The sequence below is a fragment of the Methylobacterium nodulans ORS 2060 genome, from assembly GCF_000022085.1.
Taxonomy (GTDB): Bacteria; Pseudomonadota; Alphaproteobacteria; order Rhizobiales; family Beijerinckiaceae; genus Methylobacterium; species Methylobacterium nodulans.
In genome coordinates this window covers 1864494-1891476 of sequence record NC_011894.1, presented here as the reverse complement: position 1 = coordinate 1891476, position 26983 = coordinate 1864494, and the positions used below count along the sequence as shown (strand labels likewise).

Below are 26983 nucleotides of genomic sequence, written 5' to 3'. Positions count from 1 at the left end.
TCATGGCTGCGGACCTCCCTTGCAGGACGAAGACGGCGGGATGTGGATGCGGGTCGGCCTCATCGCGGATGAGATCAGGTGAGCAGGTCGTTGATGCTCATCAGCGCCGTCATGACGGAGATGATCAGCCAGGCGATGAGGAGGCTCACCAGCACCATCACGGCCGGACCGACGATGGCGATCAGGCGGCCGAGCGCCGCGTCGAGCTTGGTCTCGTAGAATTCCGCGACCCGCCCGGCGCTGTCGGGCAGCTCGCCCGCCTCCTCGCCGACCCGGAGCATCTGGACCACGTGGCGGGGAAAGAGCCGGCGCTGGCCCAGGGCCTCCGAGAGGCGCTGGCCCTGGCGCACATCGGCGATGACCCGGTCGATCTCCGCGCCGGCACCCGGGAGGCGCACGACGCCGCGGATCAGCCGCAGCGCCGTCGAGATGTCGACGCCACCGCCGACCAGGATCGCCAGCGTCCGGCAGAAGGTCACGGTGAGTTCGTGCGCGAGCAGCGTGCCGGTGACCGGCAGCCGAGCGAGCAGGCCGATCCACAAGCCGCGCTCGCGGCCGATGCGCGCGAGCACCATCCCGCCGCCGAGGAGGCCGGCGAGCCCGAGCACGATCAGGTCGAGATGGCCGTTCACCACGGCCGACAGGTTGAAGACGAAGAGCGCGGACGGATCGATGCGGTCGCGGAATCCCTGCAGGGCGACCTCGAATTTCGGGATCAGGTAGATCAGCACGAAGGCCAGCACCGCGAGGGCGGCGGCGACCAGGAAGAGCGGATAGGCGATGGCCGAGACGAAGCGGCGGCGCAGCCGCTCGCTGCGCTGCCGCTCCGCCGCAAGGCTGGTGAGCGCCTGTTCGAGCCGCCCGGCCGCCTCGGCCACCTCCACCATCTTGCGGTAGATCGGCGGGAACAGGCGGGGATGGCGGGCCACCGCCTGGGACAGGCTCCGGCCCTGGCTCAGCGAGAGGTGGAGGTCGCGCAGCACCCGCACCAGCCAGCGCCGGGTGTCGAGCTGCGCCAGGATCATCAGGGCGTCGGTCAGCGCGACGCCGCCCCGCAGCAGCATCGCGAGGTCGAGCGTCATCGCGGTGATGTCGTTCGGCCGCGGCTCCGGCGTGAGGAGGTCGCGCCAGCGGCGCGCCTCGCCCGCCGGCCCCCGCGCCTCGGCGGCAAGCGGAGTGAAGCCCGCCTGATCGAGCTGCGCCATCACGGCGGCGCGGCTCTCCGCCTCGATCGTGCCGGTCAGCATCCGGCCCGCCGCGTCGAGGGCGCGGTACTCGAAGGTCGTGCTCACGGCGGAGGCCCCCAGGCGAAGACCGCCAGCAGCGCCGGACCCAAGAAGGCGCCGAAGGGCAGGCGATCGGCCGTCCCGAGGGGGCGCGGGCGCAGGCGGCTCGCCCCGACGAGGGCGAGCCCGGCGAGGCTCGCGAGCAGGACGGCCCAGGCGAAGCCGTCGAGGCCCGCGACGAGGCCGCCGGCAGCGGCGAGCTTCACATCCCCCATGCCGATGCCATCATGGCCGCGGCGCCGATAATGGACCTCCCGGATCAGCCAGAAGCTGCCCCCGCACACGAGAGCGTCGACCGCGAGCGGCAGCGCCGCCGCGGCAGGCTCCTGCGCGGTCACGCGCGCGACGATGCCGACGAGTCCGACCGCGACCACCGTCCCGTCGGCGATCGTCAGGGTCGCGATGTCCTGCCAGACGATCTGCGCGACGGCGACCGCGAGGGCGAGGCCGAGCATCAGGGAGAGCGGAGCCTCCGAGCCGAGCCAGAGCGCGGGCGCGAGCGCGGCGGCCACCAGGGGCAGGACCCAACGGCCCACCCTCTCGGCGGGCCCGACGGCGATGGCGGAGGGGGATGGCGTCATCGGCTCACGGGGATCTCAAGACGGTCTCCCGGAGCGCGGCCTGCGCGAGGGTTGCGGCAGATGGCCCGCCTCGACATCGAAACCGTTCGCCATGAGGCCGGCGTTGACCGGGCCGCCCGACGACGTCCGAGGAAGCCCCCACGACCGTTTTCAGGGGCAGGGATGGGCGCCGCGCGATCTCCCGATCCCGTCTGCGGCCGCGCCGCGCCATCATGGCTTGTGGACCGGCGCCGCGGCGCGGGCGCCGCGGCGCACACCCGCATCGAGGAGCTGGCCGCGGTAATCCTCTGCGACGCGCTGCGCGTCACGGCCGTTGCGCACCACCACCGGCCGGATGAACACCACGAGTTCCGTCCGCTCGGCGCCGTTATCCGTCGAGCTGAACAGCTGGCCGATCTGCGGCAGGCGGTTGAGGAACGGGATCCCGTCGCGCTCCCGCTGGTGCTTGTCGCTGATCAGGCCCGCGAGCAGCACCGTCTGGCCGTTCGCCACCGAGATCGTGCTGGCGACCCGGCGCTTGGAGATGGTCGGCGTCAGGGTGTCGGAGCCGCCCACCACCGCCGAGATCTCCTGCTCGATCTGCATCGTGACCGCATCGTTCTGGCCGATGCGCGGAATCACATTGAGGATAATGCCGGTATCGCGGAACTCGACCTGGTTGATGAGCGGCGCGTTGGCGTAGTCGATGCTCTGCGCCTGGCGGGTGGTGATCGGCACCGAATCGCCCACCTGCAGCGTCGCTGGCTGGTTCTCCAGCACGACGAGCGAGGGCGAGGACAGCACCTTCACGTCCGTGAAGCCGTCGAGGGCGGAGATCACCACGTCCGGCCCCGAATAGCCGCCGACCAGGAAGTTGAACCCGGCCCCGGGCTTCAGCACGTTCGTGGCGCCGGTCGCTGCCGCGCTGACGAGCCCGAAGGAGCCCTTGTTCTTGCCGAGCCCGATGCGGCTGCTGTCGAGGAAGTACTGCACGCCGTATTTCAGCTGATCGTTCAGCCGCACCTCGGCGATGGTGACGTTGACGGCGACCTGGGCGGGGGTGGCGTCGAGGCGCCGCAGAGCGGCGTAGACCTTCTTGTAGGTGTCGCCGTCCGCGTAGGTGATGACCGAGTTGTTGGCCGGATCGGCGCTGATGGCGACACCGCGGCCGCGCGCGCCGGGCTGCGTCGTCAGGTCGATCATCGCGCTGTTGGTGCCCGCGCCCGGCGCATCGGCCGGAGCGGCCGGCACCGCATCCCCGAAGGCCGAGGCGAAGCGTGCCCGCAGGAGGTCGGTGCCGTTGCCGCCGGGCTGCTGTCCGGGCGCGCCGAGGCTGGACCCGCCCGGAGCGGACAGGCCGCCCCCGCCGAAGCCCGACCCGCCGAGCCCGCCGCCCGACAGGCCGTGGCCGCCGAGCCCGCCGCCGGCCCCGCTCCCCGCGCCGGCGCGGTTCTGCGCGAAACCGGTCCCGGCCGGGCCCGCCGGCCCGACGCCACCCTGGCCGTTGCCGAACAGGCCATTGACCACGCGGGCGAGTTCGCGCGCGTCGCGGTAGCGCGCCTTGTAGACGAAGACGTTCTCCTCCGCGGCCTCGCTCATGGTGTCGAGCTTGCGGATGAAGGTCTCAGCCCGGCGGATCAGGGTCGGGTTCTTCGACAGGACGAGCACGGCGCGCATCCGCGACACCGGCTTGAACTGGATGAGGCCGGAGCCGGCGCCGTTCTCGCCGGTGTCGAAGAGCTGGGCGAGTTCGGCCACCACGGCCTCGGGCCGCACGCGGCGCAGCTCGAACAGGCTGACCGACTGACCCCGCATCCAATCCGCATCGAGCGAGAGGATGGCGCTCACCGCCTCCTGCCGCTTCGGGCCCGGCCCCTTGAGCACGATGGTGTTGCGGGAGATGTCGAAGCGCACCCCGTCCGCCTCCGTCACGAAGCCCGAGACGAGGCGCGACATCACGGCGGCCGAGACGTAGCGGAGGGGGACGACGGAGACGCCGTAGCCGGCCTGCGCGCCGGCACCGAAATTCACCGAGCCCGCCCCGAGGGCCGTCGGGGCGATCAGGTAGCCCGCGCCGTTGCGGGTGAGCGCGAGGCCCTGGCTCGCGAGCACGCTCTCGATGGCGCCCAGCATCTCGGCCCGGGTCAGGGGGCGCGGCGACGAGATGGTGATCTGGCCCGAGATGTCCGCGCCCAGGCTGTAGCTGAGGCCGAGCGTCTCGGTGAGCACCGTGCGCAGGACGTCCTTGATGTCGGCCCGTTCGAAATTCAGGCGGTAGCTTCCCTCCCCGCCCGGCCCGTTGCCCACCTCCAGCGGCTCGTTGAGGTCGATGGGGAGGCCGGCGGTCGTCTCCACCGGCTCAGGAGGAAAGTGGTAGCTGCGCCCAAGCTTGCCGTCGCGAGGCACGAGGCCGCCCTCGCGCCCCGCCTTCGCACCCGCCGGCCGGGTCGGCCGCGCGCTCAGGTCCAGGCTCATCTCCGGACCGGCCAGCGTCGCACGCGACAGATCCTCCGACCGCGCCGGACCGAACACGCCCAGAAGCCCCGCAATCAACAGCGCTCCGGAGCCAATGCGCGCGACCTGCATGAGAACTCATTCCGAAGTGCGTCGGCCCGACCGTAGGCAGGGCCTGCCAGGGTGTCAAATTGGTTTCACGTTATTAGGACTTGTGACGAACCGTCTGTGCCTGATTTGTCACGCCATCTAGAAATAGATCCATAACCACGACAAGATCATGGCAATGGCATCTGTATTGCTCGACCAGAATCCTGGCCGGAGATGCGCGGTGGACCGCATCCGCCGGGCCGGATCAGCGCAGGATGCGGCCCGATCCGGTGATCATCGGCAGCCCCGCCGGTGCGGCGCCGAGCGTCGCGGCAGCGGGGCCCTTGGCTGCTCCCTCCCTGGCGAAGAGCCGATAATCCTGCTCGCGCGAGCCATCCCGCAGCAGGACGCGGCCCGCCTCGATGCTGGCGACCTCCCAGTCCTCGACCCGGTCACCGACCCGCACGGTCAGCGCCCTGTCCCCGGGCGCGCGGCGCAGGAGCGCGAGCGGCCGGTCGAGCCCCTCCACGACGCCGACCAAGTGCAGCTGAGGCGCCGGTTTCGGCGGAGGTGGAGGCGGAGGCGGGACGGCCGGCTGGACCGGCATCGGCGCAGCGACGCGCAGAGCGGGCGGGCGGCGCGTCGCCGAGAACAGGGGCCGCGTGCGCGCGGGCCGGCCCTCCTCCGCCGGCGCCGGCCCGGAAGCGGGGAGCGCCCGCGCGGCAGCGGTCGGAGAATCACCCGAAGGGGCGAGGACGGGAGGCGCCGGTCCGGCGGCCGGAGGCGCAACGGGCGCGGCGGGCGGCGGCGCGGCGGGCGACGGCGTGATCGAACCGGGAAACAGCATTGCGCCGATGGACCCGGCCTGCGCGGCGGCTGCGGCGGTTCCGGCGAGGAGCAGGGCCAGGCCCGGCAGGGCAGCAGAGGACCTCACGGCCGCTCCTCCGGCCGGTAGCCGCGCACCGCGAGGGCGATGCGCAGCACCGGATCCTCCTCGGAAGCGGCGCTTCGCCCCTGCGCCGGGCGGATCGTCAGCCCTTCGACGGTGAGGAGGGGCCGGCCGGCCTCCAGGGCCGCCAGGAGATCGACGAGGCCGGGATTGCGGGCCTCCAGGGTGAGGCGGGCGAGCAGGCTCAGCGGGTCGGCAGCCTGCATCTCATCCTCGATCTGCATCTCGACGAGGCGCCCGCCCGCGCGCTCGACGAGGCCGGCGAGACGGGTCTGGAGTTCCGCGCGGGCGAGACTCGGGCTCGCAGCCGAGAGGAACAGGGCCGCATCGTCGGCCGGGGCGGAGGCCGGCGCGGCGGCGAGGCTGCGGACCCGGCTCTCCAGCCGCGCGAGCTGGGCGCCGCGCTCGGCCGCCGCCTCCGCCGCCTGAAGCCACCGCACCGCGCTCCCGGCCGTCAGGGCGAGGAGCAGGCAGGGCCCGCCCAGGAACAGCGCGAGGGAAGCCGGACCGAGCCAGCGCCGCGACGGGGAAGCGGTCTCGGTCACGGGGATCCTCCCGGAGCCGCGGGGGCTGCCCGGGCGGCGGCGAGGTCGAAGAGGTCGCGTCCCTCGCCGTCGCGCACGACCGGAGCGGAGAAGCGCACGCTCGACAGGCCCGCCTGCCCTTCGAGACGGCCGACGAGCGCCGGGGCATCGGCCGAGCGCCCGACGAGCCGGACCTTCTGCGGGCCGATCTCGAGTTCCCGCAGCACGGTCTGGTCCGGCAGGGCCGCACTCAGCCGGTCGAGGAGCGCGCCGAGGCCGGCCTCCGGGCGATGGGCGGCGAGGAGCACCTGGGCGCGGCTCGCCCGCGGTGCGGCGCGGGCCTTCACGCGCGCCTGCAGGGCGGCGAGACGCTCCTCGATCCCCTGCAGCTCGGCCTCGGCCGAGGCGGCGAGCCAGCCCGTGGCCGCACAGGCGAGGATCAGCCCGGCGAAGACCGCCCCGAGGACGCGGCCGAGACGCCGCCGCAGGCGGGGATCGCCGGCTCCCGCGCGGTCGCCGTAGAGATCGATGGCGAGAGGCGCCGTCAGGGGCTCCTCGGCGCTGCCGAGCGCCGTCGGGTGCAGGCCCGCCGCCTCGAGCCGGGCGAGGTGCGGCGCGATGCGGTCGCTCGCCGTGACGAGGAGGTCGACCGTCAGCTCGCCCTCGCCGCCTGCCGGCGGCGCGGCCTTGAAGCCGTACAGCACCCGGTCCGGCTGCCAGGGAGTGAGGCGTTCGAGGCGGTGCTCGATGATCGGCCGCAGATAGGCCCGACCGGCTTCCGGCACGGCGAGGGAGCGGCGCAGGAACGAGCCGGGCGGGAGCCGCACTTCGAGCGGGCCGCCGCGCAGGCCCTCCGGCGCCCTTTCCCCGGGCCCGAGGCGCGCGAGCAATGTCACCGCCCCGCCGCGCGCGACACCATAGAGGAGGAGCGCATCAGCCTCGACCACCACCACCCGCCGCGCGCCGCGACCGCGCCCGAGGATGGGCGCGAGCCGGGCCGCCGCCGCGTCGAGCATCGCCGCGAGGATCTCGCCCGCCGGGCCGGAGGCCCCGGCCATCCGGGTCCAGGGCAGAACCAGTCCCATCGGCCTCCCCTACCCGGTCAAGCGCATCACCTCGTCGAGCGAGGTGAGGCCGCTTGCCGCCTTCGCGAGGCCGTCCTCCAGCATCGTGGTCATGCCGGCGGTGCGGGCGGCCCGCAGCAGCGCCAGGGGATCCGGCTCCTTGCGGATCAGGCCGGTGAGGCCGTCATCCACGGGCATGATCTCGAAAACGCCGATCCGGCCGCGGAACCCGCTGCCACCGCAATGCGGGCAGCCGACCGGCGCGTGGAGCGCTCCGCCCTCGGGCCGGGCGAGGCCGCGGCGCAGGCAGATCCCGTCGAGCGCCTCCTCGCCGGCGGGGTCGGGCATCCGGCAGCGCTCGCACAGGCGCCGCACCAGCCGCTGGCCGACCACGCCCCGCAGGGACGAGGCGATCAGGTAGGGCTCGACGCCCATATCCGCGAGGCGGATGACCGCATCGGGCGCGCTGTTGGTGTGGAGCGTGGTCAGGACGAGGTGGCCGGTCAGCGCCGCCTGGATGCCGATCGCGGCCGTCTCCCGGTCGCGCATCTCGCCGACCATGATCACGTCGGGATCGTGGCGCAGGAAGGAGCGCAGCGCGCTCGCGAAGGTGAGCCCGATCGCCGGCTTGATCTGGGTCTGGTGGATGCCGGGGATCTGGTACTCGATCGGATCCTCGACCGTGACGATCTTGCGGGCGGGATCGTTGAGGAGTGAGATCGCCGTGGCGAGCGTGGTCGTCTTGCCGCTGCCGGTCGGTCCGGTGACGATGATGAGCCCGTGCGGCTCGGCCAGGATCCGCTCGAGGGCCGCCTGGTCCCGGGGCATGAGGCCGACCCGGGCGAAGTCGAGGAGGCGCGTGTCCTTGAGCAGGATGCGCAGGACCGCGGTCTCTCCGTAGAGGGTCGGCATCACGGCGATGCGCAGATCCGCCTCGCCGCCGCGCACCTTCACGGTGGTGCGGCCATCCTGCGGCAGGCGCCGCTCGGCGATGTCGAGGCCGGCCAGGATCTTGACCCGCGAGATGATCGCCGGGGCCATGTCCCGCGGCAGCGTCTGCTGCAGGCGCAGGCGGCCGTCGATGCGGAAGCGGACCCGCAGATCCTCCCGGCCGGTCTCCAGATGGATGTCGGTGGCCCCCGTCTCGACTGCCCGCTCCAGGAGCGCATCGATCGCCCGCACGATCGGGGCGCCGCGGGCGAGATCCTGCAGCGCTTCTACGTCGTCGGAGAGGCCGAGATCCGTCCGGGCGGGCCGCGCGCCCGCCTCCGGCTCCGCCTCCGCAGGCGTCCCGCGGGCGAGGAGGTCCGCGATCTCCTCGAAGGAGAGCACGCCGAGGCGGGGCTCTGCCCCCAGCGCCAGCCCCACGGCCTGGATGGCCTCTTCGTTGCCGGGATCGGCAGCGAGGAGGACCGGCCCATCCGGGGCGGCGACCGGATACAGGAAGGCGTCGCGCAGGAACCGGCGGGACAGCCCCGCCGTCAGGTCCGGCAGCGCCGCGACGGCATCGCGATCGAAGCGCGGCAATCCGTAATGGGCGGCGACGGCGTCGGCGAGTTCGCCCGCGGCCATCCGGCCCTCGCGCCAGACCGCCTCCGCGCCGTCGAGCCCGACCTCGGCCAGCGGGACCGCCTCGCGCGTGGCGGATCGTTCCAGCGCCCCCACGGATCACTCCCCGGACCGGCCCGTTCGGCCGCTCTCATCGACTCGTCGCCCACCGCACACCGGAAGTCCACCGCGGAGATCCGGCCTTCAGCGCAGAAGGATCCGCTCGGCAATACAAATTCAACGCCTGTGTCATGGGCATCACAGGGCGCGAAGTGGCCTCGTCGCGCCAGCCGATCCGGCTTAGTCGCGCCACTCCGTCAGGAAATACGGTGCCTCATCCGGAGGCGACCCGATCAGGACGACGGTCACCGCCCGCATCGAGGCCGGGCCGCGGCGCGCCTCGACCCGCAGGCGGAACGCCCCGCCGGGCTTTGCCGTGACGAAGGACGATGACCCGCTGAAGATCCGCGCGACCTGATCGGCGGCCTGTGCGGGCGGCAGCCGGCGGAGCGCCGCAGCCTCCTCGACCATCCGCGGGGTGGCGCCGGGCAGCGCGAGGAGCACCGCGTCGGGCGCGGCGAGCACGTTTACCCTGCCGGACGGGTTGTGCACGGTGAGGAGGTCGGAGAGGCCCGCAATCTCATCCGCCGACAGGCCGGGGAGCCAGCGCAGGTCGTCGACCGTGCGGAATCCCTCGCGCTTCGGAGCCGCGGCCGGGCCGTCCCCCACGCGCGCGGGTGGCCCGGCGCCGGATGGTGGCTCGTTGCGCGTCCGCCACGCCACCGCCGCGGCGGCGAAAGCCGCCGGCGGAAGGCTGCGCAGACCGGCCGCCCGGGCGGCGGCGGCAAGCAGGGCCGGATCGGACCAGTTGAGGTCGATCCGGCCGGTCTCGTCGCTCGCCGCGATCCGGACCGTGCCGTCGTCGAGGCGGATCTCGCCCGCGATGCGGTCGGGCGGCAGGCGGAGGCCGAGGAGCTGATAGGCGGCGAGATCAATCCCGGCCCGGACCAGGGCGTCGAGCCGCAGGACCTCCGAAGCGGTCCGCACCCCGTCGTGAGCCCCGCGGGTCAGCAGGGCGGCGCCTCCGGCGAGGCTCGCGAGCAGGGCGAGCACGCCCAGAGTGGCGATCAGGATGAAGCCGTCCCGGCCGCGCACCCGCCTCATCGCCGCACCTGATAGGGCAGGCTCCCGACGATCGCGGCGATGGAGGAGGCCTCCTCGTCCGAGGCCGGGGCCTTGCGCTCGTCGAAGCGGCTGCAGAGGGCCTTGCGGGGGGACAGGCAGCCGGGCTCGGCGCCGACGAGGAGCGGAACCCGCAGGGTGGAGCGGATCTCGCCCGAGCGCCGGTCGATCAGCGCGAGGCGCACGGCATCCGGCAGGGCATCGCTCGCCGGCCAGTCATCCGTGAGGATCTCGGGCGTCCGGGGGGTGCCCGGGGTCACGTAGGCGAAGCGCAGGGTCGCATCCCCGATCGGGAGGCTGCGCGCCGCCCCGAAGCTCACCTGGGCGACATCGGTGAGGCCCGGGTCGAAGGACCCCTCGCGCCATTCGAATGCCCCGCCCTCGGCACCGGCGACGCTCCGGATCTCGATCACCTGCGTGCGGATGCCGGCCGCATCCCGCCGGTCGAGGGCGAAGAGGAGCGTCTCGCTGGTTCCGGCGAAGACGAAGCGGGGGGGCGTTCCCGCCCAGCGCAGGCGCTCCGCCCGCGCGACCGCCTGGGCGAGCATGCCCAGGTTCTGCCCGACCACCTCGCGCATCTGCGCCCCCACGGCCACGCGGTCGGCCTGCCGCGTCAGGAGGGAGACGAAGGAGGCGAGCGCGGCTAGGATCGCGGCGCCGACCGCCAGCGTCGCCAGCACCTCGACGAGGGAGAAGCCGGCGATCGCATCGCGCTCACGGCGCATGGCGCTCTCCCCGCGTCACGGTCACGGCGCCGGTCAGGTCGTCGACCGCGACGGCCACGATGCCGCCTTTCTGCTGGCCGGCCAGGAAGATGGCGCCTCCCGAGGCGCTGCCATCGGGCGAGAAGCGGATCACGGGTGCCACCACCCGCAGCGCGAAGGCGGACGGCACCGCCACCTCCCCGTTGGCGGCGCCCGAGCGCACCGTGCGGCTCAGGAGGTCGACCTCGGTGCTCACGCTGCGCTGCGCGCGCCGGGCCGCGTCGCGGTCGCGCCGCAGCAGCACGGCGATCTCGTGCGCCTTGATCCCCAGCCGCGCGGGCCCGTCGAAGGGCCGGGCCCAGGGCAGCGCGAGCGCGGCGATGAGGGACAGGATCGTGAGGGCGAGAACCAGTTCGAGGAGGACGAAGCCGCCGGACGGATCCCGCGCGGGAGGTCGCTGCGGATACCACCTGCAAGGACCTGAGAGCATCGGTTCCGCCTTGGCCTTCCCTCGAAGGACGCCCGCATCTCGAAGCGGATACGCCGGACCGGGGCCCGGGTCGAGCGCGGGAAGCGGCACGCGCCGCCTCCCGCGCCGGTTTTAGCGCCGGACGGCCAGGATCAGGAGTTCGGCGGGAAGATCGCGCCCTGCGTGCCCGCATCGTTCGGGCAGCGCGGATGCCCGCCGGACTGCGGCGAGGCGTTGTTGACGAAGGGCAGCTTGTCCGTTCCGGGGCCCTCCGCGCCGAGGATGAAGCGGGCCCGCCAGGCGACGGAATGGTCCGCACAGGCGGTATCGCCCGACACGCCGATGGCCCCGACCTTGAGGTTGCCCTGGTAGAGGGCGAGGCCGCCGCCGAAGGTGATCGTGCCGCCGACGCGCTGCGTCACCAGCGGATCGTTCGGCGTGCCGAAGGTGGCGTAGTCGCCCGCATAGACGAGGCTGCTCTCCACGTTGCCGCCTTCGAGCCCGAAGAGCGGGTTGCCGCCGCTCGGCGACGGCTGGGCGAAGCCGTAGAGCTGCGCCGTCGAGAGCGGGCCCTTCGGCAGGTTGAGGCTGAACGCGTTCGCCGTATAGGCCTTGGCGGCGGCGATCTGCCGGCTGCCGAGCCATTGCGACTCGCGGAACGGCCCCGAATGCGCGACGGCGCAGACCTGCCCCGCCACGTTCACGATGACCGCCCAGAAGTCGTTGTCGAAGCCGGTCGAATCCTCCTGCGCCGCCCGGCGGATCACATATTCGAGGGTGGGCTGGTCGAAGGGGCATGACGCCTGAAGCGGGCTGGGTGCCGGAGCCGGCTGCGCCGCCGCCTCCTGACCGCACGCGAGGGCGCCGAGAAACACCCCTCCGACAGCCGTCGCCATCGCACGGCGCGAATTCGTGATCGTCTTCATCAGTTGCATCCCCACTGGCTGCCTCCCCGCCGAACCGCACCGCTCGAATCGATGCCGTTCAAGCTTGGCAATGGGTATGCTGTCCCGATCCTGGACATTAAATCTACGGAGTTCTGCGCCGTTCGACTTGTTTTCCCGGGGCCCGGAGAGTGCGTGTCGCGCTGAAAAAAGGTGAATGGCGCAAATGAGATAATGAGCTTCGCCGGCTTCCTTGTCGAGACTTCCGCAACACGGATTCATGCACGATTGGCGAGCAAAGTTGCAATTTAGCAACATAAACCCACAAGGATTCAAGCCAGCCTTCTAGGCAAATGTTAGTTTGTTCAAGTACACAGCATCCCCCTTTGCTAATCGCACCAATGCACGCGGGCGAAAATTCCAGTCACGTATTTCGAGCCTCCGATCCCATGGCGCAGATCATCTCTTCCACGATCTTCCGCAGCGCAACAGAAGAGAATCATCCCGCCAGCGGCCAATCAACGGCGGCAAGCGCCCAGAAATTCCGACCCGAATCCGGAAAGAATAGGTGGATTCACATGGATATCGGACCGTCAGGACCGGCCTGATCAGGCAATGGAGGACACTCGACTGCGCGATCAGCGAGATTCCAACTCTGCCCGGCGAGGAGCCGAGCAGATGGGACGAGGGGGCGGTGCCGGTGGTCCGCTCAGCCGGCCTGGGGATCGAGCTCGCGGGCGATCGCCGTGATGATCCGCGGATCGGTGGGCTCGACCGGCGTCGCGAAGGCGCCGGACAGGTGGCCGTCGCGGCCGACCAGGTATTTGTGGAAGTTCCAGCGCGGCGTCTCGCCCGGCCTCTCGCCGGCGGCCCAGCGATAGAAGGGATGGGCATTCGGCCCGATCACCGACGTCTTGGCGACGACCGGGAATGTCACGCCGTGGTTGTTCCGTGCGGCCTCCACGATGGCCTGCCCGTCGAGGGGCTCCTGATGCCCGAAATCGCCCGACGGCACCGCGATCACGGTCAGCCCGCGCGACCCGAAGCGGGTCCAGAGCTGCTGCAGACCGGCGAATTGCGGCGCGTATCCGCAGGCGGTGGCCGTATTGACCACCAGGATCGGCTTGCCGGCGAGATCCGCCAGGGCGAGGCGGGTGCCGTCGGCCCTGTCGAAGCCGAAGGCGGCGGCGGTGACCGCATTCTGGGAGACGGCCCCGGCGGCCTCAGCCGCCAGGGGGCTCGCCAGCAAGCCACCGAACAGGATGAGCGCATCGCGGCGGGCGATCGGCATCGGAGGTCTCCGAAGAAGGACGCGCGCCCATAAGATCGGCCGCCGGACCGGCACCGGCAAGCCGGCCGAGCGCCCTCACGAGAACCTTTTTCCGCGGACTCAAGGATTGGCCAAGCTCGCGCGCGGTGCAGCGGCACCCGCGTCCCGCCGTGAACTTTCCAGCAACGGCCACGTTGTCGGGCAAGAGCCGCACCGGAGATGAACATGGGCCGACACGAGATCCTCGATTACTTCGAGCATCGTCGCGATGGGGCATGGGTCTGCACCAAGCCCTTCACGCTGACCACCCGCCGGGAGAGCATCCCGATCCGGCCCGGCATGCGCTTCGCCTATGGCATGCGAGTCGGCGGGCTCGATCTTGCCGAATACCTGGAACAACTCGGCTCGCAATTCGGGTCGTGACCAATCACGCGGTGGCGCATTCGCGCGACAGGCACTCGAAACCGTCACCGCGGCACCTCGCGCACTTCCGAACCTCTCCGAAGTGGCCCTATAGGCTCGCCCAATGACCCTCGCCGAGCCGCCGGACGACACCGCCCTCTCCACCCGCTGCCGCATCCTCTCGACGGCGGCGCGCTTCTTCCAGGAAATCGGCTACCAGAAGACCACGGTGGCCGACATCGCCAAGACGCTCGGGATGAGCCCGGCCAATGTCTACCGCTTCTTCGACTCGAAGAAGGCGATCAACGAGGCGGTGGTCGAGCGGCTGACCGGCGAGGTCGAGGCCATGATCGCCGCCGTGGCCGACCGGCCCGGACCGGCGGCGGACCGCCTGCGGGCGATCATCCACGCCCTGCATCGCGACAGCGCCGAGCGCATCACCGCCAATCCGCGCATGCACGAGATGGTGGAGGCGGCGATGACGGAGAGCTGGGGGGTCTGCCATCACCACGTCGACCGCATCACCGCGGTGATGGAGCGGGTGATCGCCGAGGGCGTCCGGGCGGGCGAGTTCCGGGTCGCCGATCCGGCGCAGGCCGCCCGCTACGTGCAAACCGCGATCCTGCGCTACTGCCACCCGGTCCTGATCGTGCGCTGCCCGGGCGACATCGCCCCGCCCCTGGACGGGATGATCGATTTCCTGCTCGCGGGCCTGCGGGGCGGCTAAATAGAACCTGACCTTCGTGGCAGCCGCTCCGCTCCTCATGCTGAGGTGGCCGGCGGAAGCCGGCCCTCGAAGCACACCTGAACGGTGGTCCGAGGCTCTGGTGGATGGGAGCACCGGTCCGGGGTACTTCGAGGCTGAGCGATCTGCGATCGCCTGCACCTCAGCATGAGGAGCGGGGCGGCCTCCACACACCTCAGGTTCGATTGAGTCCAAAAAAAGCCCCGGCCGCGGAGCGGCCGGGGCGGGATGGGGCACCGTGGCGGCGCCCGTTACTCGTTCCGGTTGCCGATCAGCGACAGCAGGAACTGGAACATGTTGATGAAGTCCAGGTACAGCGTCAGCGCGCCGAACACGGACACCTTCGCGGCCGCTTCCTGATCGAAGTTGCCGTAGAGATACATCTCCTTCAGCTTCTGCGTGTCGTAGGCGGTGAGGCCCGCGAAGATCACGACGCCGATCACCGAGATGGCGAATTGCAGCGCGCTCGACGCGAGGAAGATGTTCACCAGGCTCGCGATCAGCAGGCCGATCAGGCCCATGACCAGGAACGAGCCGATCCCCGACAGGCTGCGCGAAGTGGAGTAGCCGTAGAGGCTGAGGCCACCGAACGCGGCCGCGGTGATGAAGAAGACCTGCACCACGCTCGCGCCGGTATAGCGCAGCAGCAGCGTGGAGAGCGAGGCGCCCATCACCGCCGCGAAGGCCAGGAAGGTCGTGCGGGCGCTCGCCGCCGACATCCGGTCCATGCGGAAGGAGAAGAGAAAGATGAAGGCGAGCGGCGCGAGCGCCACCACCCACATCAGGGGCGTCGTGTAGAGGGTGAGGCCGAACTGGGTCAGGTACTGGCCGCCGATGCGGACCATCTGCCCGGCCCCGTTGCGGGCCGCCTCCGCCGGGACGGCGGTCGTGGCAAGCTTGTTGACGCCGAGCGCGACCAGCGCCGAGACGGCGAGGCCGAGCACCATGTTGTTGTAGACGCCGAGCATGAACGCGCGCAGGCCCTGGTCGACCTCGACTTGGCCGCGGGCGTAGCCCATCGGGGCTCCGTACCCGCTCGCGCCGCCCTGCCGGAACGGGCTGTTCTCGAATGCCATGGGAGATTCCTTCGGAAGCTCTCTAGCGTGGGAGTTCCTAAATCGAGGCTCACGCGATCCTCGGACGCCGCAGCACGGCGTCATGCGCGAAATATGAGAGGCTGGGACGGCCCGCACAAGGCCCGAGGCCGGCAAAGCTCGCCGCACTCCCCCCAGGACGCTACGTCCATCGGCCGCAGCGTCGAGCCGGGATTAAACCGTCACAGATTTCGTAAGTAAGGGGCCGGCTTGTGGCCGAGGATCCGCCAGGTCCCGGCGAGCCCCAGGCCGACCGCCACCGCCACCGCGAGGGCGGCCGCGACGAGCGCCCCCGAGAGGTCGAGCAGGAAGTCGATCCGCATCACCTGCGTGACGATCACCCAGGCGGCCAGCGTGCCGGCGATCAGGCCGAACACCGCGGTGGCGAGCCCCAGCGCCCCGTATTCCAGCGCGTAGGCGGCGAGCAGCCTCGCCCGCGTCGCGCCGAGCGTCTTGAGCACGACGGCGTCGTAGAGCCTCGCGCGGTGCCCCGCCGCCAGCGCCCCCGCGAGCACGAACAGGCTCGCGACGAGCGCGACGCCGCTCGCCCCCCGGATGGCGAAGACGAGCTTGCCGACGATGTCGTTCACCGCCTCAAGGGCGTCCTTCACCCGCACGCTCGTCACGGAGGGGAAACTGAGGGCGGCTTGGCGCAGGATGCGCGCCTCCAGCGCCGGGTCCGGCCCCTCCGGCAGCGTCAGGGTCGCGAGGTCGGCATGCGGCGCCCCCCGGAAGGTGCCGGGCGAGAACACCATCACGAAGTTGATGCCGAGGTTGCGCCACTCGACATGGCGCAGATTCGCGATCGGCACCGTGAGGTTGCGGCCGAGCACATTGACCGTGACGGTGTCGCCGACCTTGAGGCCGAGCGCCCGCCCGAGCTGGTCGTCGAAGGAGACGAGCGGGGTCTTCGCCTGATCGGGGGTCCACCATGCCCCCGCGGTCACGCGCGAGCCGTCCGGCAGATCCTCCGCGTAGGTGATGCCGCGGTCGCCGTCGAGCACCCAGGCGGCGTCCTCCGGCGCCTTGATCTCGCTCGCGGGCCGGCCGTTGAGGGCGGTGATGCGCCCGCGCATCATCGGCACGCGCTCGATCTTGCCGCGGGGCGCCGCGGCACCGAGGAGCTGGTCGAAGGACGCGGCGTCCCGGCTCGGGATGTCGAGGAAGAACAGGTTCGGCGCCCGCTCGGGCAGCGAGCGGGTGAGCGTGCGGGTGATGCTCGCGTCGATGAGGCTCAAGGTCACGAGAAGCGTGATACCGAGCCCGAGGGAGAGCACGATCGAGGGCGTCAGCGCGCCGGGCCGGTGCAGGTTGGCGAGCGCGAGCCGCGGGGCGGCGCGGGCCGGGCGCGGCAGGCGGCGCGCGAGCGCCATCAGGCCGAGCGCCACGCCACGCAAGAGCGCGAAGGCGAGCCCCGCCGCGACGATGAAGATCAGCGCGACCTTCCGGTCGAAGGCCGTGACAAGCGCCAGCGCCACCAGGGCGGCGAGCGCGAGGCCGAGGATCGCGAGGTAGCGCGGGCGCGGCCAGCGCCGCTCCGGATCGACCGTGTCGCGGAACAGGCCCGAGACTGCGACGTCGTGCGCGCGGCCGAGCGGACCGATCGCGAAGGCGAGCGCGGTCAGGAACCCGTAGAGCGCCGCAACGAGGAGCTGGCCCGGCGCCACGGTGGGGCTCAGCGGCACCGGCAGCAGATCCGCGAAGGCGGCCTCGATCGCGAAGGGCAGCGCCGTCCCGACCGACAGGCCGATGGCGATGCCGAGGGCGGCGATCAGCATCACCTGCGTCAGATAGAGGCCGACCACCCGGCCGCCCGGGGCGCCCAGGCTCTTCAGCGTCGCGATCGACGTGCGCTTGCGCTCGACGAAGCCGCGCACGGCATTCGCGACGCCGACGCCGCCGACCATCAGGGCGGTGAGGCCGACCAGGGTCAGGAACTGGGTGAAGCGCTCGACGCTGCGGGAGAAGCGCGGATCGGCATTGAGCCGCGAGCGGATCTCCCACCCGGCCTCCGGCAGCGCCGCCTTCGCCTCGGCGATCACCTGCTCGACCCGCGCATCCGACGGATCGGCGAGTTGGACCCGGTAGACCCAGCGGTTGAGGCTGCCGGGCTGGATCAGGCCGGAGGCGCGCAGGGCCGCCTCGCTGGTGAGGAGCCGCGGGCCGAAGCCGAGGCCGTTCGCGATCTTGTCCGGCTCGCTCTGGAGCACGGCGCGCAGCACGATCGGCACGGTCCCGACCGTGACGCGATCGCCGAGCTTGAGATCGAGGCGGGCGAGGAGGGCCGGATCGACCGCCGCCCCGAAGGCGCCGTCGCGCTCGGCGAAGAGGTCGGCGCGAGCGAGGCCCGGCTCGGTGACGAGATCCCCCGCCGCCGGATAGTCCGGACCCACGGCCTTCAGCTCGACCAAGGCCGCGCCCTTCTCGCCCGCCACCGCCATGGCGCGGGTGAAGGCGACCACCGAGACGCGGCCGCGCGCCTCCAGGAAGGCCCGCTCGGCCGGGCTCGCCTCCCGGTGGATGAGGCTGAAGGCGACGTCGCCGCCGAGGATGATCCGCCCCTGCCGGGCGAGCCCGTCGGTGAGGGAGCGCGAGACGGAGGATACGCCGGCGATCGCCGCGACGCCGATCGCCAGGCAGGCGAGGAACACCGCAAAACCCCGCAGGCCCCCGCGCAGCTCCCGCAGGGCGAGGCGAAGCGTGAGGGGAAGACGCGGGCGGTTCGCCGGGCGTCGCGGACCCGGAGCACTCAGGGGGGGCAGGCTGCCGTGCATGGGATGTCCGTCATCAGGCCGTGGCCGCCTGCTCGATGAGCCCGGAGCGCAGCCGCACCGTGCGGTCGCAGAGCCGTGCGAGGCCGGGATCGTGGGTGACGAGGACCAGCGTCGCGCCGCGGTCGCGCTTGAGCGAGAACAGGAGATCGACGATCGAGGCCCCCGTCGCCTCGTCGAGATTGCCGGTGGGCTCGTCCGCCACGAGGATCGCCGGATCGGGCGCCACGGCGCGCGCGATGGCGACGCGCTGCTGCTCGCCGCCCGAGAGCTGGGCCGGGTAATGGTGGAGGCGACGCTCAAGGCCGACGGCGGCGAGTTCCTGCTCGGCCCGCGCATGGGCGTCGGGCAGGTCGGCGAGTTCGAGGGGCAGCGCCACGTTCTCCAGCGCCGTCATGGTCGGCACGAGGTGGAAGGACTGGAACACGATCCCGATGCGCCGGCCGCGGAAGCGCGCGAGCGCGTCCTCATCGAGGCGGGAGAGGTCCGTGCCCTCGACGACGACCCGTCCCGAATCCGGCCGCTCCAGCCCCGCCATGGTCATGAGCAGGGTGGATTTGCCGGAGCCCGAGGGGCCGACGAGGCCCACCGCCTCGCCCGCCGCCACGGAGAGCGAGATGCCCCTGAGGATGTGCACCCGCGCCGCGCCCCGCCCGAGGCTGAGGTCGATGCCATCGAGGGCGATGGCCGGTGCGGTGGCCTTGTCGGTCATGTATCGGTGGCCGATCTGAGGAGCGTCGGAACGACGCGCCGGAGGGAATGGTGAGCCGCAGTGACGATCGCATGACCGCCCGCCCGCCCGATATGGTCGGTCGCTCCCGGCTCCGCCACCTCTTGAGGTGCCACCGTGGCGGTCTCGCGACGCTCCTGTTTCTGTGTGTTGCCGCCATGACGATGCTCGCCGGCCCCGCCGTCGCGGCCCCGCTGCGCCTCGTCGCCCTCGGCGACAGCCTCACCGCCGGCCACGGGCTCCCGGCCGAGGCCGCCTTCCCGGCCGTGCTGGAGCGGGCGCTCAAGGAGAAGGGCCTCGACGTGACGGTGGCCAATGCGGGCGTCTCGGGGGATACCGCGACCGGCGGCCTCGACCGGGTCGACTGGTCGGTGCCGGACGGGACGGATGGCGTCATCCTCGAACTCGGGGCCAACGACATGCTGCGCGGCACCGATCCCGCCGTGACCGAGAAGGCCCTCGACGCGATCATCGCGCGCCTGAAGGAGCGCGGCATCCCCGTGATGCTCGCCGGGATGAAGGCGGCGCGCAATCTCGGCCCCGACTACGTCGCCCGCTTCGACGCGCTCTATCCGCGCCTCGCCGAGCGGCACGGGCTCATGCTCTACCCGTTCTTCCTCGACGGCGTCGCCACCGACCGCAGCCTCACCCTGCCGGACGGGCTGCACCCGACCGCCAAGGGTGTGGAGCGGATCGTCGCGGGCATCCTGCCCAGTGTCGAGAGCTTCGCGACCCGCCTGCGCAAGGCGCCCTGACGGGAGGCCCCCATGCCGCGCCTGTTCACCGGGATCGAGATCCCGCCCGAAATCGGCGAGGCCCTGGCCCGGCATCGCGGCGGCCTGCCGGGCGCCCGCTGGGTCGAGCCGGCCGATTATCACGTCACCCTGCGCTTCATCGGCGACGTCGATGGGGGGCTTGCCGAGGAGATCGCCGTGGCGCTCGGCGAGACGCGGCCGCGCGGCGCCCTGCCCCTCACCCTCGACGGCCTCGCGAGCTTCGGGGGCGACCGGCCGCACGCGCTCTACGCCCGCATCGTCCCCTCCCCGGCGCTCGACGAGTTGCAGGCCGAGCAGGAGCGCCTGATGCGGCGCCTCGGCCTGAAGCCCGACTCGCGCCGCTTCACCCCGCACGTCACCCTGGCCCGGCTGCGGCGCGAGGCGACGCCCGGGGCGGTGGCGCATTACCTCGCCCTCCAGGGCGGCTTCGCGCCCCTCGCCTTCACGGCGGCGCGCTTCGCCCTCTACTCGGCGCGGGACTCGGTCGGCGGCGGCCCCTACGTGGTCGAGGCGGCCTATCCGCTCGCCTGAGCCCGAATGCCGCACCGTGACGCTCACCTGCCCGGCGAGAGCCGCAGGATCCGGCCGTCCGTGCGCGAATCCGTCGCCACATAGACCGCACCGTCGGGGCCGACCGTCACGTCGCGGATGCGGGCATCGAGCGGGATGCGCTCCTCCGTCGCCACGCGGTCGCCGTCGAGCCGCAGCACCACGAGGCCCTCGGACACGAGCCCGCCGACCAGCAGCGCGTCGCGCCAGGCCGGGAAGAGCCTGCCGTCGTAGCGCGCCATGCCGGAGGGACCGATGACCGGGTCCCAGTAATAGACCGGCTGCTCGGTGCCCTCGCGCCGGGTGATGCCCCTGCCGACCCTCGCCCCGCTGTATTCGATGCCGTAGGTCACCTCCGGCCAGCCGTAATTGCGCCCCGCCTGCGGGCGGTTGAGCTCGTCGCCGCCCCGCGGCCCGTGCTCGACCGTCCAGAGCCGGCCCTGACCGTCCAGCGCCGCGGCCTGGACGTTGCGGTGGCCGTAGGACCAGATCGTCGGCAGGGCGTCGCGGCGGCCCGCGAAGGGGTTGTCGTCCGGTGCCGATCCGTCGGTGCGGATGCGGAACACCTTGCCGAGCCCGCTCGCCAGATCCTGTGCCTGGCCGCGGACCCGCGCATCGGAGCGCTCGCCCACCGTCACGAACAGCGTGCCGTCCCCCGAGAAGACGAGGCGGGAGCCGTAATGCTTGTCCCCGTCATAGGTCGGCATCTGGCGGAAGATCACCTGAAGCCCGTCGAGACGGGCCCGGCCGCCCTCCTCGGCGAGGCGGGCGCGGGCGACGCTGGTGCCGTTGCCGCCGGGACGCGGCTCGCTGAAGCTCATGAAGATCAGGCGGTCGCTCGCGAAGGCCGGGCTGAGTGCCAGGCCGAGGAGGCCGCCCTGACCGCGCGCATCGACCTTCGGGGCGCCCTCGACGGGAGCCGTCCTGCCGTCCGGGGAGATCAGCCGCAGCCGGCCCTCCTTCTCGGTGGCGAGAAGCCGCCCGTCCGGCAGGAAGGCCATGGACCAGGGGCCACGCAGCCCCCGCGCCACCGTGGCGACCGCGACCCGGGTGGCCTCGCCCGGCTGCGGCGCGCGGGTCTGGCCCGGGAAGGCCGGCTTCTGGTCGGGGGCGTTCGGCGGCTGGGTCTCGGCGGGCGGGCGCGGGGGCGCCTCGGCACGGACGGGTCCGGCGAGCGCGGCAGCGGCGGTGAGGATCAGGGCGGCTCGGCGCATGGTCGGGTCTCCCGGGTAGGCCCTCGCGACATAGGGCGCCGGATCCTCCCGGCCGGGCGGTCCGTTGTCGTCGCATGGCACAGGATTCCCCCGAATCACCCGCCGATGCCAGTCTCGGGCGCCTCGCGGCCCGGCCGGGCGCGGCCCCCGCGGATCGCCTGCCGCCGGGACCGCACCGCCTCGGCCTCGGCAACCGGCGCGACGGCCTCCTGGTCCTGCCGCAGAACCACGACGGGAGCGCGGCGCTGCCGCTCGCCGTGATGCTGCACGGTGCGGTCGGCTTCGCGGATGGGGCGGCGCGCCTCGTCCAGGAGGCGGCCGACCGGCACGGCGTCGCGCTGCTCGCCCCCGATTCGCGCGATCCGCGCTCCTGGGACCTGATCCGCGCCCGCTACGGCCCGGACGTCGCCTTCCTCGACGAGGCTCTCGCTCAGACCTTTGCCCGCCTGCCCGTCCGGCCCGACCGGATCGCCATCGCGGGCTTCTCGGATGGCGGCTCCTACGCCCTGTCGCTGGGCCTCGCGAATGGTGACCTGTTCTCGGCCATCCTTGCCTTCTCGCCGGGCTTCGCGGCGCCCGCCACGACCGTCGGCGCGCCGTGGATCTTCATCAGCCACGGCCGCGACGACGCGGTGCTGCCGGTCGCGACCTGCGGCCGGCGCATCGCCGCGCATCTCGCTCAGGCCGGATACAGCACCGCCTACCATGAATTCGCGGGAGGCCACGCGGTCCCGCCCGACCTCGCCGATGCCGCCTTCGCGTCCTTCGTGGCAGGCCGCGCGGGCGGAGGTTAAGGAAATGTTGCGTCGCGCCGGCCCGACGCAACAGAGCGGCTCAGTCCTCCGGCCCGACGCAAAACCCCGGACATCCGCAGCCCCTATACGCAGAGCCACGCAAAGGGGGCCCGGCCAAGGGGCCCCGGCATAGGGGCGGCACGGAGGCGGTCATGATGGGCGTGGCGAGGCTGGTCCTGGTGGGTGCGATGCTGGTGGCCGGCATCGTGGTGATGGCGACCGGGCCCGGCCCGAAGGTCCCGGCAGTGAGTGCGGCGCCGGCCCCGGCCGATCCTTGCGCGGGCGCCGCATGGCCCTATCGCCCGGCGGGTTGCGTCGAGGGGGTCGGGCGTCCGGCCGTTCGGGTGATCGGCGCCTCCACGCGGATTCAGGTCGCCGAGCGCTGACGGATGCCCCATTTCAGCGCCGACATCCTGGACGCGGATCCGGACGGGGCGGCGCTCCTGCGCGAGATCCTCGGACCCGGCGAGCCAAAAAGGTGCCGCGCCTGCACGCCGCTGCCGCTCTTCGCCGCGCCGCCTCCGCCGCCGGCGAGCGCGCGGCCCTCCCTTGGCAGCGCCCGCGCCGAGGCCCGCAGCCGGCCCCCGCGCCGTCATGCCCGCCGCCACCGTCGAAGCGCGGCTTGCCCGCGCTCCTGAGTGGGCTCTACTCTGCCGCGCGCGCCCCGTTCCGCCCCACCCCGAGGCGCTGTGCGGCGACCGGCGAGGCGCGGCCGGCCCGGGATCTCCCGGTCCGCGGGGGGCACGGGGCGAGGATGCGGGTCGGCCACAAGATCCTCCTGGTCGGCGGTCTCCCGATCGCGATCGCCGCGCTCATCGCGCTCGCGGGCTGGCTGCTGCTGGCGGAGGCCGAGCGGGCCCGCGCCGGCGCCGTCATGGCGGGCACGATCTACCGCACCCTCAGCGCCGCCACGACCGTGCGCGACGAGTATCTCGCCGCGCCGCCCGAGGCCCGGACCGACCATGCGGAGCGCTTCGCCCGCCTCACCGCCGAGGCGATGACGGCGCTCGACGACCTGCGCCGCCTCGCCCGCACGCCCGACCAGCTGGCCCGGATCGACGCCGCCCAGGGCGCGCTGATCGATTCCATCGAGCGCATGCAGGCGCTGGTGCGCATCACCCGCGAGAATGACGGCCTGATCGCCGAGATGACGGCCCGCGCCGACACGCTCATGCGCCTCGCCGATCAGGCCCGCGACCGCCAGCGCGCGGCGAATGCCGACCTCGTGGCCTCGCTCACGGACAAGGCGAAGCGGATGCGCCAGGTCCGCGACGTGGTTTCGGCGGTCAATGCGCTGCGGAATGTCGTCGCCGCGCAGGAGACCGAGGTGCTGCGCGGCGCTCCTCCCTTGCGGATCGCCGCCGCCTTCACGCAGATCCGCAACGCGGCCCGCGACCTCGCCGAGGCCCTGCGGGCGGACGGGCGGGAGCGCGAGGCGGAGGAGAGCCTGATCCTCGCCGCCGCCTACGAGGCCTCGCGGACGGGCCGCGAGCCCGAGGAACTCGCCGCCATGGGCGTTCCCGCGGCGGCGGTCTCGCCGGCCGGCGTGCTCGGCGAGTGGTGCGACCGGGTGCTCAAGATCGACGGCTCGGCCCAGCGCTCCCTCCACGACGAGGTCACGCAGCTCCTCGCCTATGCGGTGCAGGCCAACGAGACCGAACAGGCGACGCAGAACATTGCGCTCGCGACGCTCAAGCTCGGCCAGCGCACCGCCGAGGCCCTGCGCCGCCGGGACGCGGCGAGCGCCGCCGTGGCCCTCGACGAGGGGGCCGCCCTCTCGGAGACCGCCGCCTCCCTGCCGATCTCGCCGCTGATCCAGGGGGAGATGGTGGACGCGATCGACGGCTGGCGGGCGCGGCTCGGCACCACCATCGAGGGCCTGCGCCGGCAGAACGAGGGCATCGCCGAGATGGACCGGCTGGCCGCCGGCATGGGCGAGAGCGCGCGCCGGCTCAACCAGATCTTCATCGACGATGCCGACCGGTTCGGCAGCTCGATCCGCCGCCTCCTGCTCGTCGGCGCGACGGCTGGCCTGGTGATCGGCTCGGGGCTGGCGCTCGCAGTCGCGCGCTCGATCACCGCGCCCCTGCGGCGCCTGCAGCGCAGCATGCTGGCGCTCGCCGCCGACCCGTCCCGTCGCGACGTCGGCGATACGGGCCGGCGGGACGAGCTCGGCGACATGGCCCGGGCGACCAGCATCTTCGTCACCGAGATCCGCCGGCGCGAGCGGGCCCTGCGGCGGGCCAAGGAGGAGGCCGACCGCACCCTCGCCGAGCTGCGCCAGACCCAGTCCGACCTGATCCAGGCGGAGAAGCTCGCCTCCTTGGGCCAACTCGTCGCGGGCGTCGCCCACGAGATCAACACGCCGCTCGGCATCGCGCTCACCACCGCGACCCTGGTGCGCGACGAGGCGCGGGAGTTCCGCGAGGTCGCCGGCGGCCAGCTCTCCCGCTCGCGGCTGACGAGCTTCATCGACCGGGTGCAGGAAGGCTCCCATCTCCTCACCGCCAACCTCGCCCGCGCCGCCGATCTCGTGCACAGCTTCAAGCAGGTGGCGGTGGATCGCGTCAGCGACGAGCGCCGCCGCATCGCCATGCGCGACTGGCTCGACGAGCTTTTGCGCAGCCTCGGCCCCCTCCTGCGCAAGGGCGGGCATCGGATCGAGCTGCCGGCAGGCGAGGAATTCGAGATCGAGACCTATCCGGGCGCGCTCGCGCAGGTCGTCACCAATCTCGTGAAGAACGCGGTGGTGCACGGCTTCGCGGAGGGAACGCCCGGGCGCATCACCGTGACGGTGGAGCGTGAGGGGACCTGGATCCGCCTCGAAGTCGCCGATGACGGCCGCGGCATCGCGGCGGCGCACCGGGAGCGGATCTTCGACCCGTTCTTCACCACGGCCCGCCACCGGGGCAGCTCGGGCCTCGGCATGCACATCGTCTACAACCTCGTCACCGGCCGTCTGCAGGGCCGCATCGCGATCGACAGCCGGGAAGGCCAGGGCACGCGGGTGCGCGTGGAGTTCCCGGCGGAGCTGGCCGCGGAGGCGCCGCCCGCACGGGCTGCGGCAGGCATCTCCGCTGCGTCGGCGTGAGGGTCGAGCACGGGCAGGGAGGGACAGGCAGCATGGCGACCCGGAAGCGGTGCGCGCGTCACATTACACCAACGGCCCAGGCTGCTGGCGCAGCAGGTGCTGACGCAGCGGGCCGTTGGCCCAACTCGAATTTTCGACACCAAGCCAAAGGCTTGGCGAAAATTCGAGAGTGGAACCAACGGTCCTTTTCAAGGCCCGTTGGTATCATCCGCCGGCTTGCCGGCGCCCTCCTGTTCTGTGTCCTCCCGGCCCTCGGCCCCGCCGCGGCCAGGACCCTGGTGTTCTGCTCGGAGGGCAATCCCGAATCGCTCAACCCGCAGCTCGTCACCACGACGACCGGCATGGACGCCACCTGGCCGATCTACAACACGCTGGTCGAGTTCGCCCCGGGCACCACGACCATCCGCCCGGCGCTCGCCGAATCCTGGACGATCTCCGAGGACGGACGCACCTACACCTTCCGCCTGCGCGCGAATGTGCGCTTCCACGACAGCGCCCGCTTCCGCCCGACCCGCCCCCTCTCCGCGGAGGACGTGGTCTTCTCCTTCGAGCGTCAGTGGAAGCCCGACCACCCGTTCCACCCGGTCTCGGGCGGCGCTTACGCGTATTTCCGCGATCTCGGCCTGCCGGAGCTCCTGGAGGCCGTCGAGGCGGTCGATCCCCTGACCGTGCGGATCCGCCTCAGGGAGCCGGACGCGACCTTCCTGCCCGACATCGCCATGGCGCTCGGCGGCATCCTCTCGGCAGAATATGCCGCGCAGGCCAAGGCGGCGGGCGACCCCGAGCGGATCGACCGCGAGCCGATCGGCACCGGCCCGTTCCGCTTCGCCAGCTTCCAGCCCGACGTGGCGCTGCGCTACCGCGCCTTCGCGGAGCACTGGGACGGGCGCCCGGCGATCGACAGCCTCGTCTTCTCGATCACGCCCAACGCCGCCGTGCGGCTCGCCAAGGTCCGGGCGGGGGAATGCCACGTGACGGCCTTCCCGAACCCGGACGACCTCGACGCCATCGCGGCCGATCCAGCGCTGGTGCTGATGCGCCAGGAAGAGCTCAATATCGGCTACCTTGCCCTCAACACCCGCAAAGCCCCCTTCGACGACCGGCGCGTGCGGCGAGCCATCGGCATGGCGATCGACAAGGAGGCCATCGTCCAGGGCGTCTACGGGGCGGGCGGCACCGCGGCCCGCACGCCGATCCCGCCGAACCTCTGGGCCTACGACCCGGCGATCCGCGACGACCCCTTCGATCGCGACGAGGCGCTGCGGCTCCTCGCGGAAGCCGGCTGGCCGGACGGCTTCGAGGCGGAGCTGTGGTACCCGCCCGTGAGCCGCCCCTACAACCCGAACGGCCGGCGCGTCGCCGACCTGATCCAGGCCGATCTCGCGCGCATCAACGTCCGCGTCCGGCCGATGACCGAGGAATGGAGCGCCTATCGGGGCCGGATGCTCGCCGGCGAGACGGCGCTCGCGCTGTTCGGCTGGACCGCCGACAACGGCGACCCGGACAACTTCCTCGGCGTGCTCCTCGGCTGCACGGCGACCCGGCCCGGCGGCAGCAACATCGCCCGCTGGTGCGATCCGGCCTTCGACGCCCTCGTGACCGCGGCGCGCCGCACCGCCGACCAGACCCGGCGGGCCGCCCTCTACGCAGAGGCCCTGCGCATCTTCAAGCGCGAGGCCCCCTGGGTGCCGATCGCCCATTCGGCCGTGTTCGTGGCCGCCCGCCGCGAGGTGAAGGGCTACGTGATGGACCCGCTCGGGCGGCACCTCTTCCGCAGCGTGACGCTCTCCGGCACGCCCTGATACGGTTTCCGGACGATCAGTTCGGAAATCG

At 72.4% G+C, this 26983-nt stretch carries 25 protein-coding genes; 9 read left to right on the top strand and 16 right to left on the bottom strand.

Translation table 11 applies throughout. From position 1 onward, the window contains the following. Positions 1 to 74 precede the first annotated feature (74 nt). The 12 genes from MNOD_RS08645 to MNOD_RS08590 all read right to left on the bottom strand — a co-directional run bounded on the left by MNOD_RS08645 (position 75) and on the right by MNOD_RS08590 (position 13005). A complete protein-coding gene (locus tag MNOD_RS08645; protein ID WP_015928475.1) occupies positions 75 to 1292 on the bottom strand; it encodes a type II secretion system F family protein in 1218 nt (405 codons plus the stop codon). Continuing rightward, positions 1289 to 1867, bottom strand: a complete 579-nt coding sequence (locus MNOD_RS08640) for a prepilin peptidase (protein WP_015928474.1) — start codon at positions 1865 to 1867, stop codon at positions 1289 to 1291. The genes MNOD_RS08645 and MNOD_RS08640 overlap by 4 nt, the downstream gene beginning before the upstream one ends. Positions 1868 to 2077: 210 nt before the next feature. Next, positions 2078 to 4432: a type II secretion system secretin GspD gene (gene gspD / locus MNOD_RS08635; protein WP_015928473.1), complete on the bottom strand. Its 2355-nt coding sequence runs from the start codon at positions 4430 to 4432 to the stop codon at positions 2078 to 2080. 223 nt (positions 4433 to 4655) lie between these two features. Continuing rightward, positions 4656 to 5324, bottom strand: a complete 669-nt coding sequence (locus MNOD_RS08630) for a hypothetical protein (RefSeq protein ID WP_015928472.1) — start codon at positions 5322 to 5324, stop codon at positions 4656 to 4658. Further along, positions 5321 to 5884 carry a type II secretion system protein GspM gene (gene gspM, locus MNOD_RS08625; RefSeq protein WP_015928471.1) on the bottom strand — a complete coding sequence of 188 codons (564 nt, stop codon included), beginning with the start codon at positions 5882 to 5884 and terminating at the stop codon, positions 5321 to 5323. Before gspM ends, MNOD_RS08630 begins: the two co-directional genes overlap by 4 nt. Then, a complete protein-coding gene (locus MNOD_RS08620) occupies positions 5881 to 6948 on the bottom strand; it encodes a PilN domain-containing protein (RefSeq protein ID WP_015928470.1) in 1068 nt (355 codons plus the stop codon). Before MNOD_RS08620 ends, gspM begins: the two co-directional genes overlap by 4 nt. A gap of 9 nt (positions 6949 to 6957) precedes the next feature. Beyond that, entirely contained in the window at positions 6958 to 8592 is a 1635-nt protein-coding gene (locus MNOD_RS08615) for a GspE/PulE family protein (RefSeq protein WP_015928469.1), read from the bottom strand. A 183-nt stretch (positions 8593 to 8775) separates the two neighbouring features. Further along, positions 8776 to 9639 carry a type II secretion system minor pseudopilin gene (locus MNOD_RS08610; RefSeq protein ID WP_015928468.1) on the bottom strand — a complete coding sequence of 288 codons (864 nt, stop codon included), beginning with the start codon at positions 9637 to 9639 and terminating at the stop codon, positions 8776 to 8778. Then, entirely contained in the window at positions 9636 to 10382 is a 747-nt protein-coding gene (locus MNOD_RS08605; protein WP_015928467.1) for a PulJ/GspJ family protein, read from the bottom strand. Before MNOD_RS08605 ends, MNOD_RS08610 begins: the two co-directional genes overlap by 4 nt. Beyond that, the gene (locus MNOD_RS08600; protein WP_157091407.1) at positions 10372 to 10851 is read right to left on the bottom strand and encodes a general secretion pathway protein GspH; all 480 of its coding nucleotides are present in this window, start codon (positions 10849 to 10851) and stop codon (positions 10372 to 10374) included. Before MNOD_RS08600 ends, MNOD_RS08605 begins: the two co-directional genes overlap by 11 nt. A gap of 131 nt (positions 10852 to 10982) precedes the next feature. Beyond that, a complete protein-coding gene (locus tag MNOD_RS08595) occupies positions 10983 to 11756 on the bottom strand; it encodes a heme-binding protein (protein ID WP_244424689.1) in 774 nt (257 codons plus the stop codon). 667 nt (positions 11757 to 12423) lie between these two features. Beyond that, positions 12424 to 13005 (bottom strand): glutathione peroxidase, encoded by a 582-nt coding sequence (locus tag MNOD_RS08590; protein WP_015928464.1) that lies wholly within the window; start codon positions 13003 to 13005, stop codon positions 12424 to 12426. Positions 13006 to 13209: 204 nt separating this feature from the next. On the opposite strand from MNOD_RS08590, the gene MNOD_RS08585 reads away from it, so the two are divergent. Beyond that, positions 13210 to 13407, top strand: coding sequence for a hypothetical protein (locus tag MNOD_RS08585; protein WP_015928463.1), 198 nt, complete (start codon positions 13210 to 13212; stop codon positions 13405 to 13407). Positions 13408 to 13510: 103 nt separating this feature from the next. Then, positions 13511 to 14113: a TetR/AcrR family transcriptional regulator gene (locus MNOD_RS08580; RefSeq protein WP_015928462.1), complete on the top strand. Its 603-nt coding sequence runs from the start codon at positions 13511 to 13513 to the stop codon at positions 14111 to 14113. A gap of 269 nt (positions 14114 to 14382) precedes the next feature. Here MNOD_RS08580 and MNOD_RS08575 read toward each other — a convergent pair whose 3' ends face one another. From MNOD_RS08575 to MNOD_RS08565, 3 genes are all read right to left on the bottom strand, one after another. Beyond that, a complete protein-coding gene (locus tag MNOD_RS08575; protein ID WP_015928461.1) occupies positions 14383 to 15207 on the bottom strand; it encodes a Bax inhibitor-1/YccA family protein in 825 nt (274 codons plus the stop codon). A 200-nt stretch (positions 15208 to 15407) separates the two neighbouring features. After that, on the bottom strand, positions 15408 to 17999 hold the full coding sequence (locus MNOD_RS08570) for an ABC transporter permease (protein WP_015928460.1): 2592 nt from the start codon (positions 17997 to 17999) through the stop codon (positions 15408 to 15410). A gap of 13 nt (positions 18000 to 18012) precedes the next feature. Next, positions 18013 to 18708 carry an ABC transporter ATP-binding protein gene (locus MNOD_RS08565; protein WP_015928459.1) on the bottom strand — a complete coding sequence of 232 codons (696 nt, stop codon included), beginning with the start codon at positions 18706 to 18708 and terminating at the stop codon, positions 18013 to 18015. A gap of 176 nt (positions 18709 to 18884) precedes the next feature. On the opposite strand from MNOD_RS08565, the gene MNOD_RS08560 reads away from it, so the two are divergent. Continuing rightward, positions 18885 to 19481: an arylesterase gene (locus tag MNOD_RS08560; protein ID WP_050783497.1), complete on the top strand. Its 597-nt coding sequence runs from the start codon at positions 18885 to 18887 to the stop codon at positions 19479 to 19481. A gap of 12 nt (positions 19482 to 19493) precedes the next feature. Beyond that, the gene (gene thpR / locus MNOD_RS08555; protein WP_015928457.1) at positions 19494 to 20033 is read left to right on the top strand and encodes an RNA 2',3'-cyclic phosphodiesterase; all 540 of its coding nucleotides are present in this window, start codon (positions 19494 to 19496) and stop codon (positions 20031 to 20033) included. 23 nt (positions 20034 to 20056) lie between these two features. Here thpR and MNOD_RS08550 read toward each other — a convergent pair whose 3' ends face one another. Further along, positions 20057 to 21265 (bottom strand): PQQ-dependent sugar dehydrogenase, encoded by a 1209-nt coding sequence (locus tag MNOD_RS08550; RefSeq protein ID WP_015928456.1) that lies wholly within the window; start codon positions 21263 to 21265, stop codon positions 20057 to 20059. A gap of 74 nt (positions 21266 to 21339) precedes the next feature. On the opposite strand from MNOD_RS08550, the gene MNOD_RS08545 reads away from it, so the two are divergent. The 5 genes from MNOD_RS08545 (at position 21340) to MNOD_RS08525 (ending at position 26952) form a co-directional block, all read left to right on the top strand. Next, entirely contained in the window at positions 21340 to 22059 is a 720-nt protein-coding gene (locus tag MNOD_RS08545; protein ID WP_015928455.1) for an alpha/beta hydrolase, read from the top strand. A gap of 152 nt (positions 22060 to 22211) precedes the next feature. Further along, on the top strand, positions 22212 to 22445 hold the full coding sequence (locus MNOD_RS08540) for a hypothetical protein (protein ID WP_015928454.1): 234 nt from the start codon (positions 22212 to 22214) through the stop codon (positions 22443 to 22445). 3 nt (positions 22446 to 22448) lie between these two features. Further along, the gene (locus MNOD_RS08535) at positions 22449 to 22697 is read left to right on the top strand and encodes a hypothetical protein (RefSeq protein WP_015928453.1); all 249 of its coding nucleotides are present in this window, start codon (positions 22449 to 22451) and stop codon (positions 22695 to 22697) included. A gap of 116 nt (positions 22698 to 22813) precedes the next feature. Continuing rightward, entirely contained in the window at positions 22814 to 25150 is a 2337-nt protein-coding gene (locus MNOD_RS08530; protein ID WP_015928452.1) for a sensor histidine kinase, read from the top strand. 32 nt (positions 25151 to 25182) lie between these two features. Continuing rightward, entirely contained in the window at positions 25183 to 26952 is a 1770-nt protein-coding gene (locus tag MNOD_RS08525; RefSeq protein WP_015928451.1) for an ABC transporter substrate-binding protein, read from the top strand. Positions 26953 to 26983 lie beyond the last annotated feature (31 nt).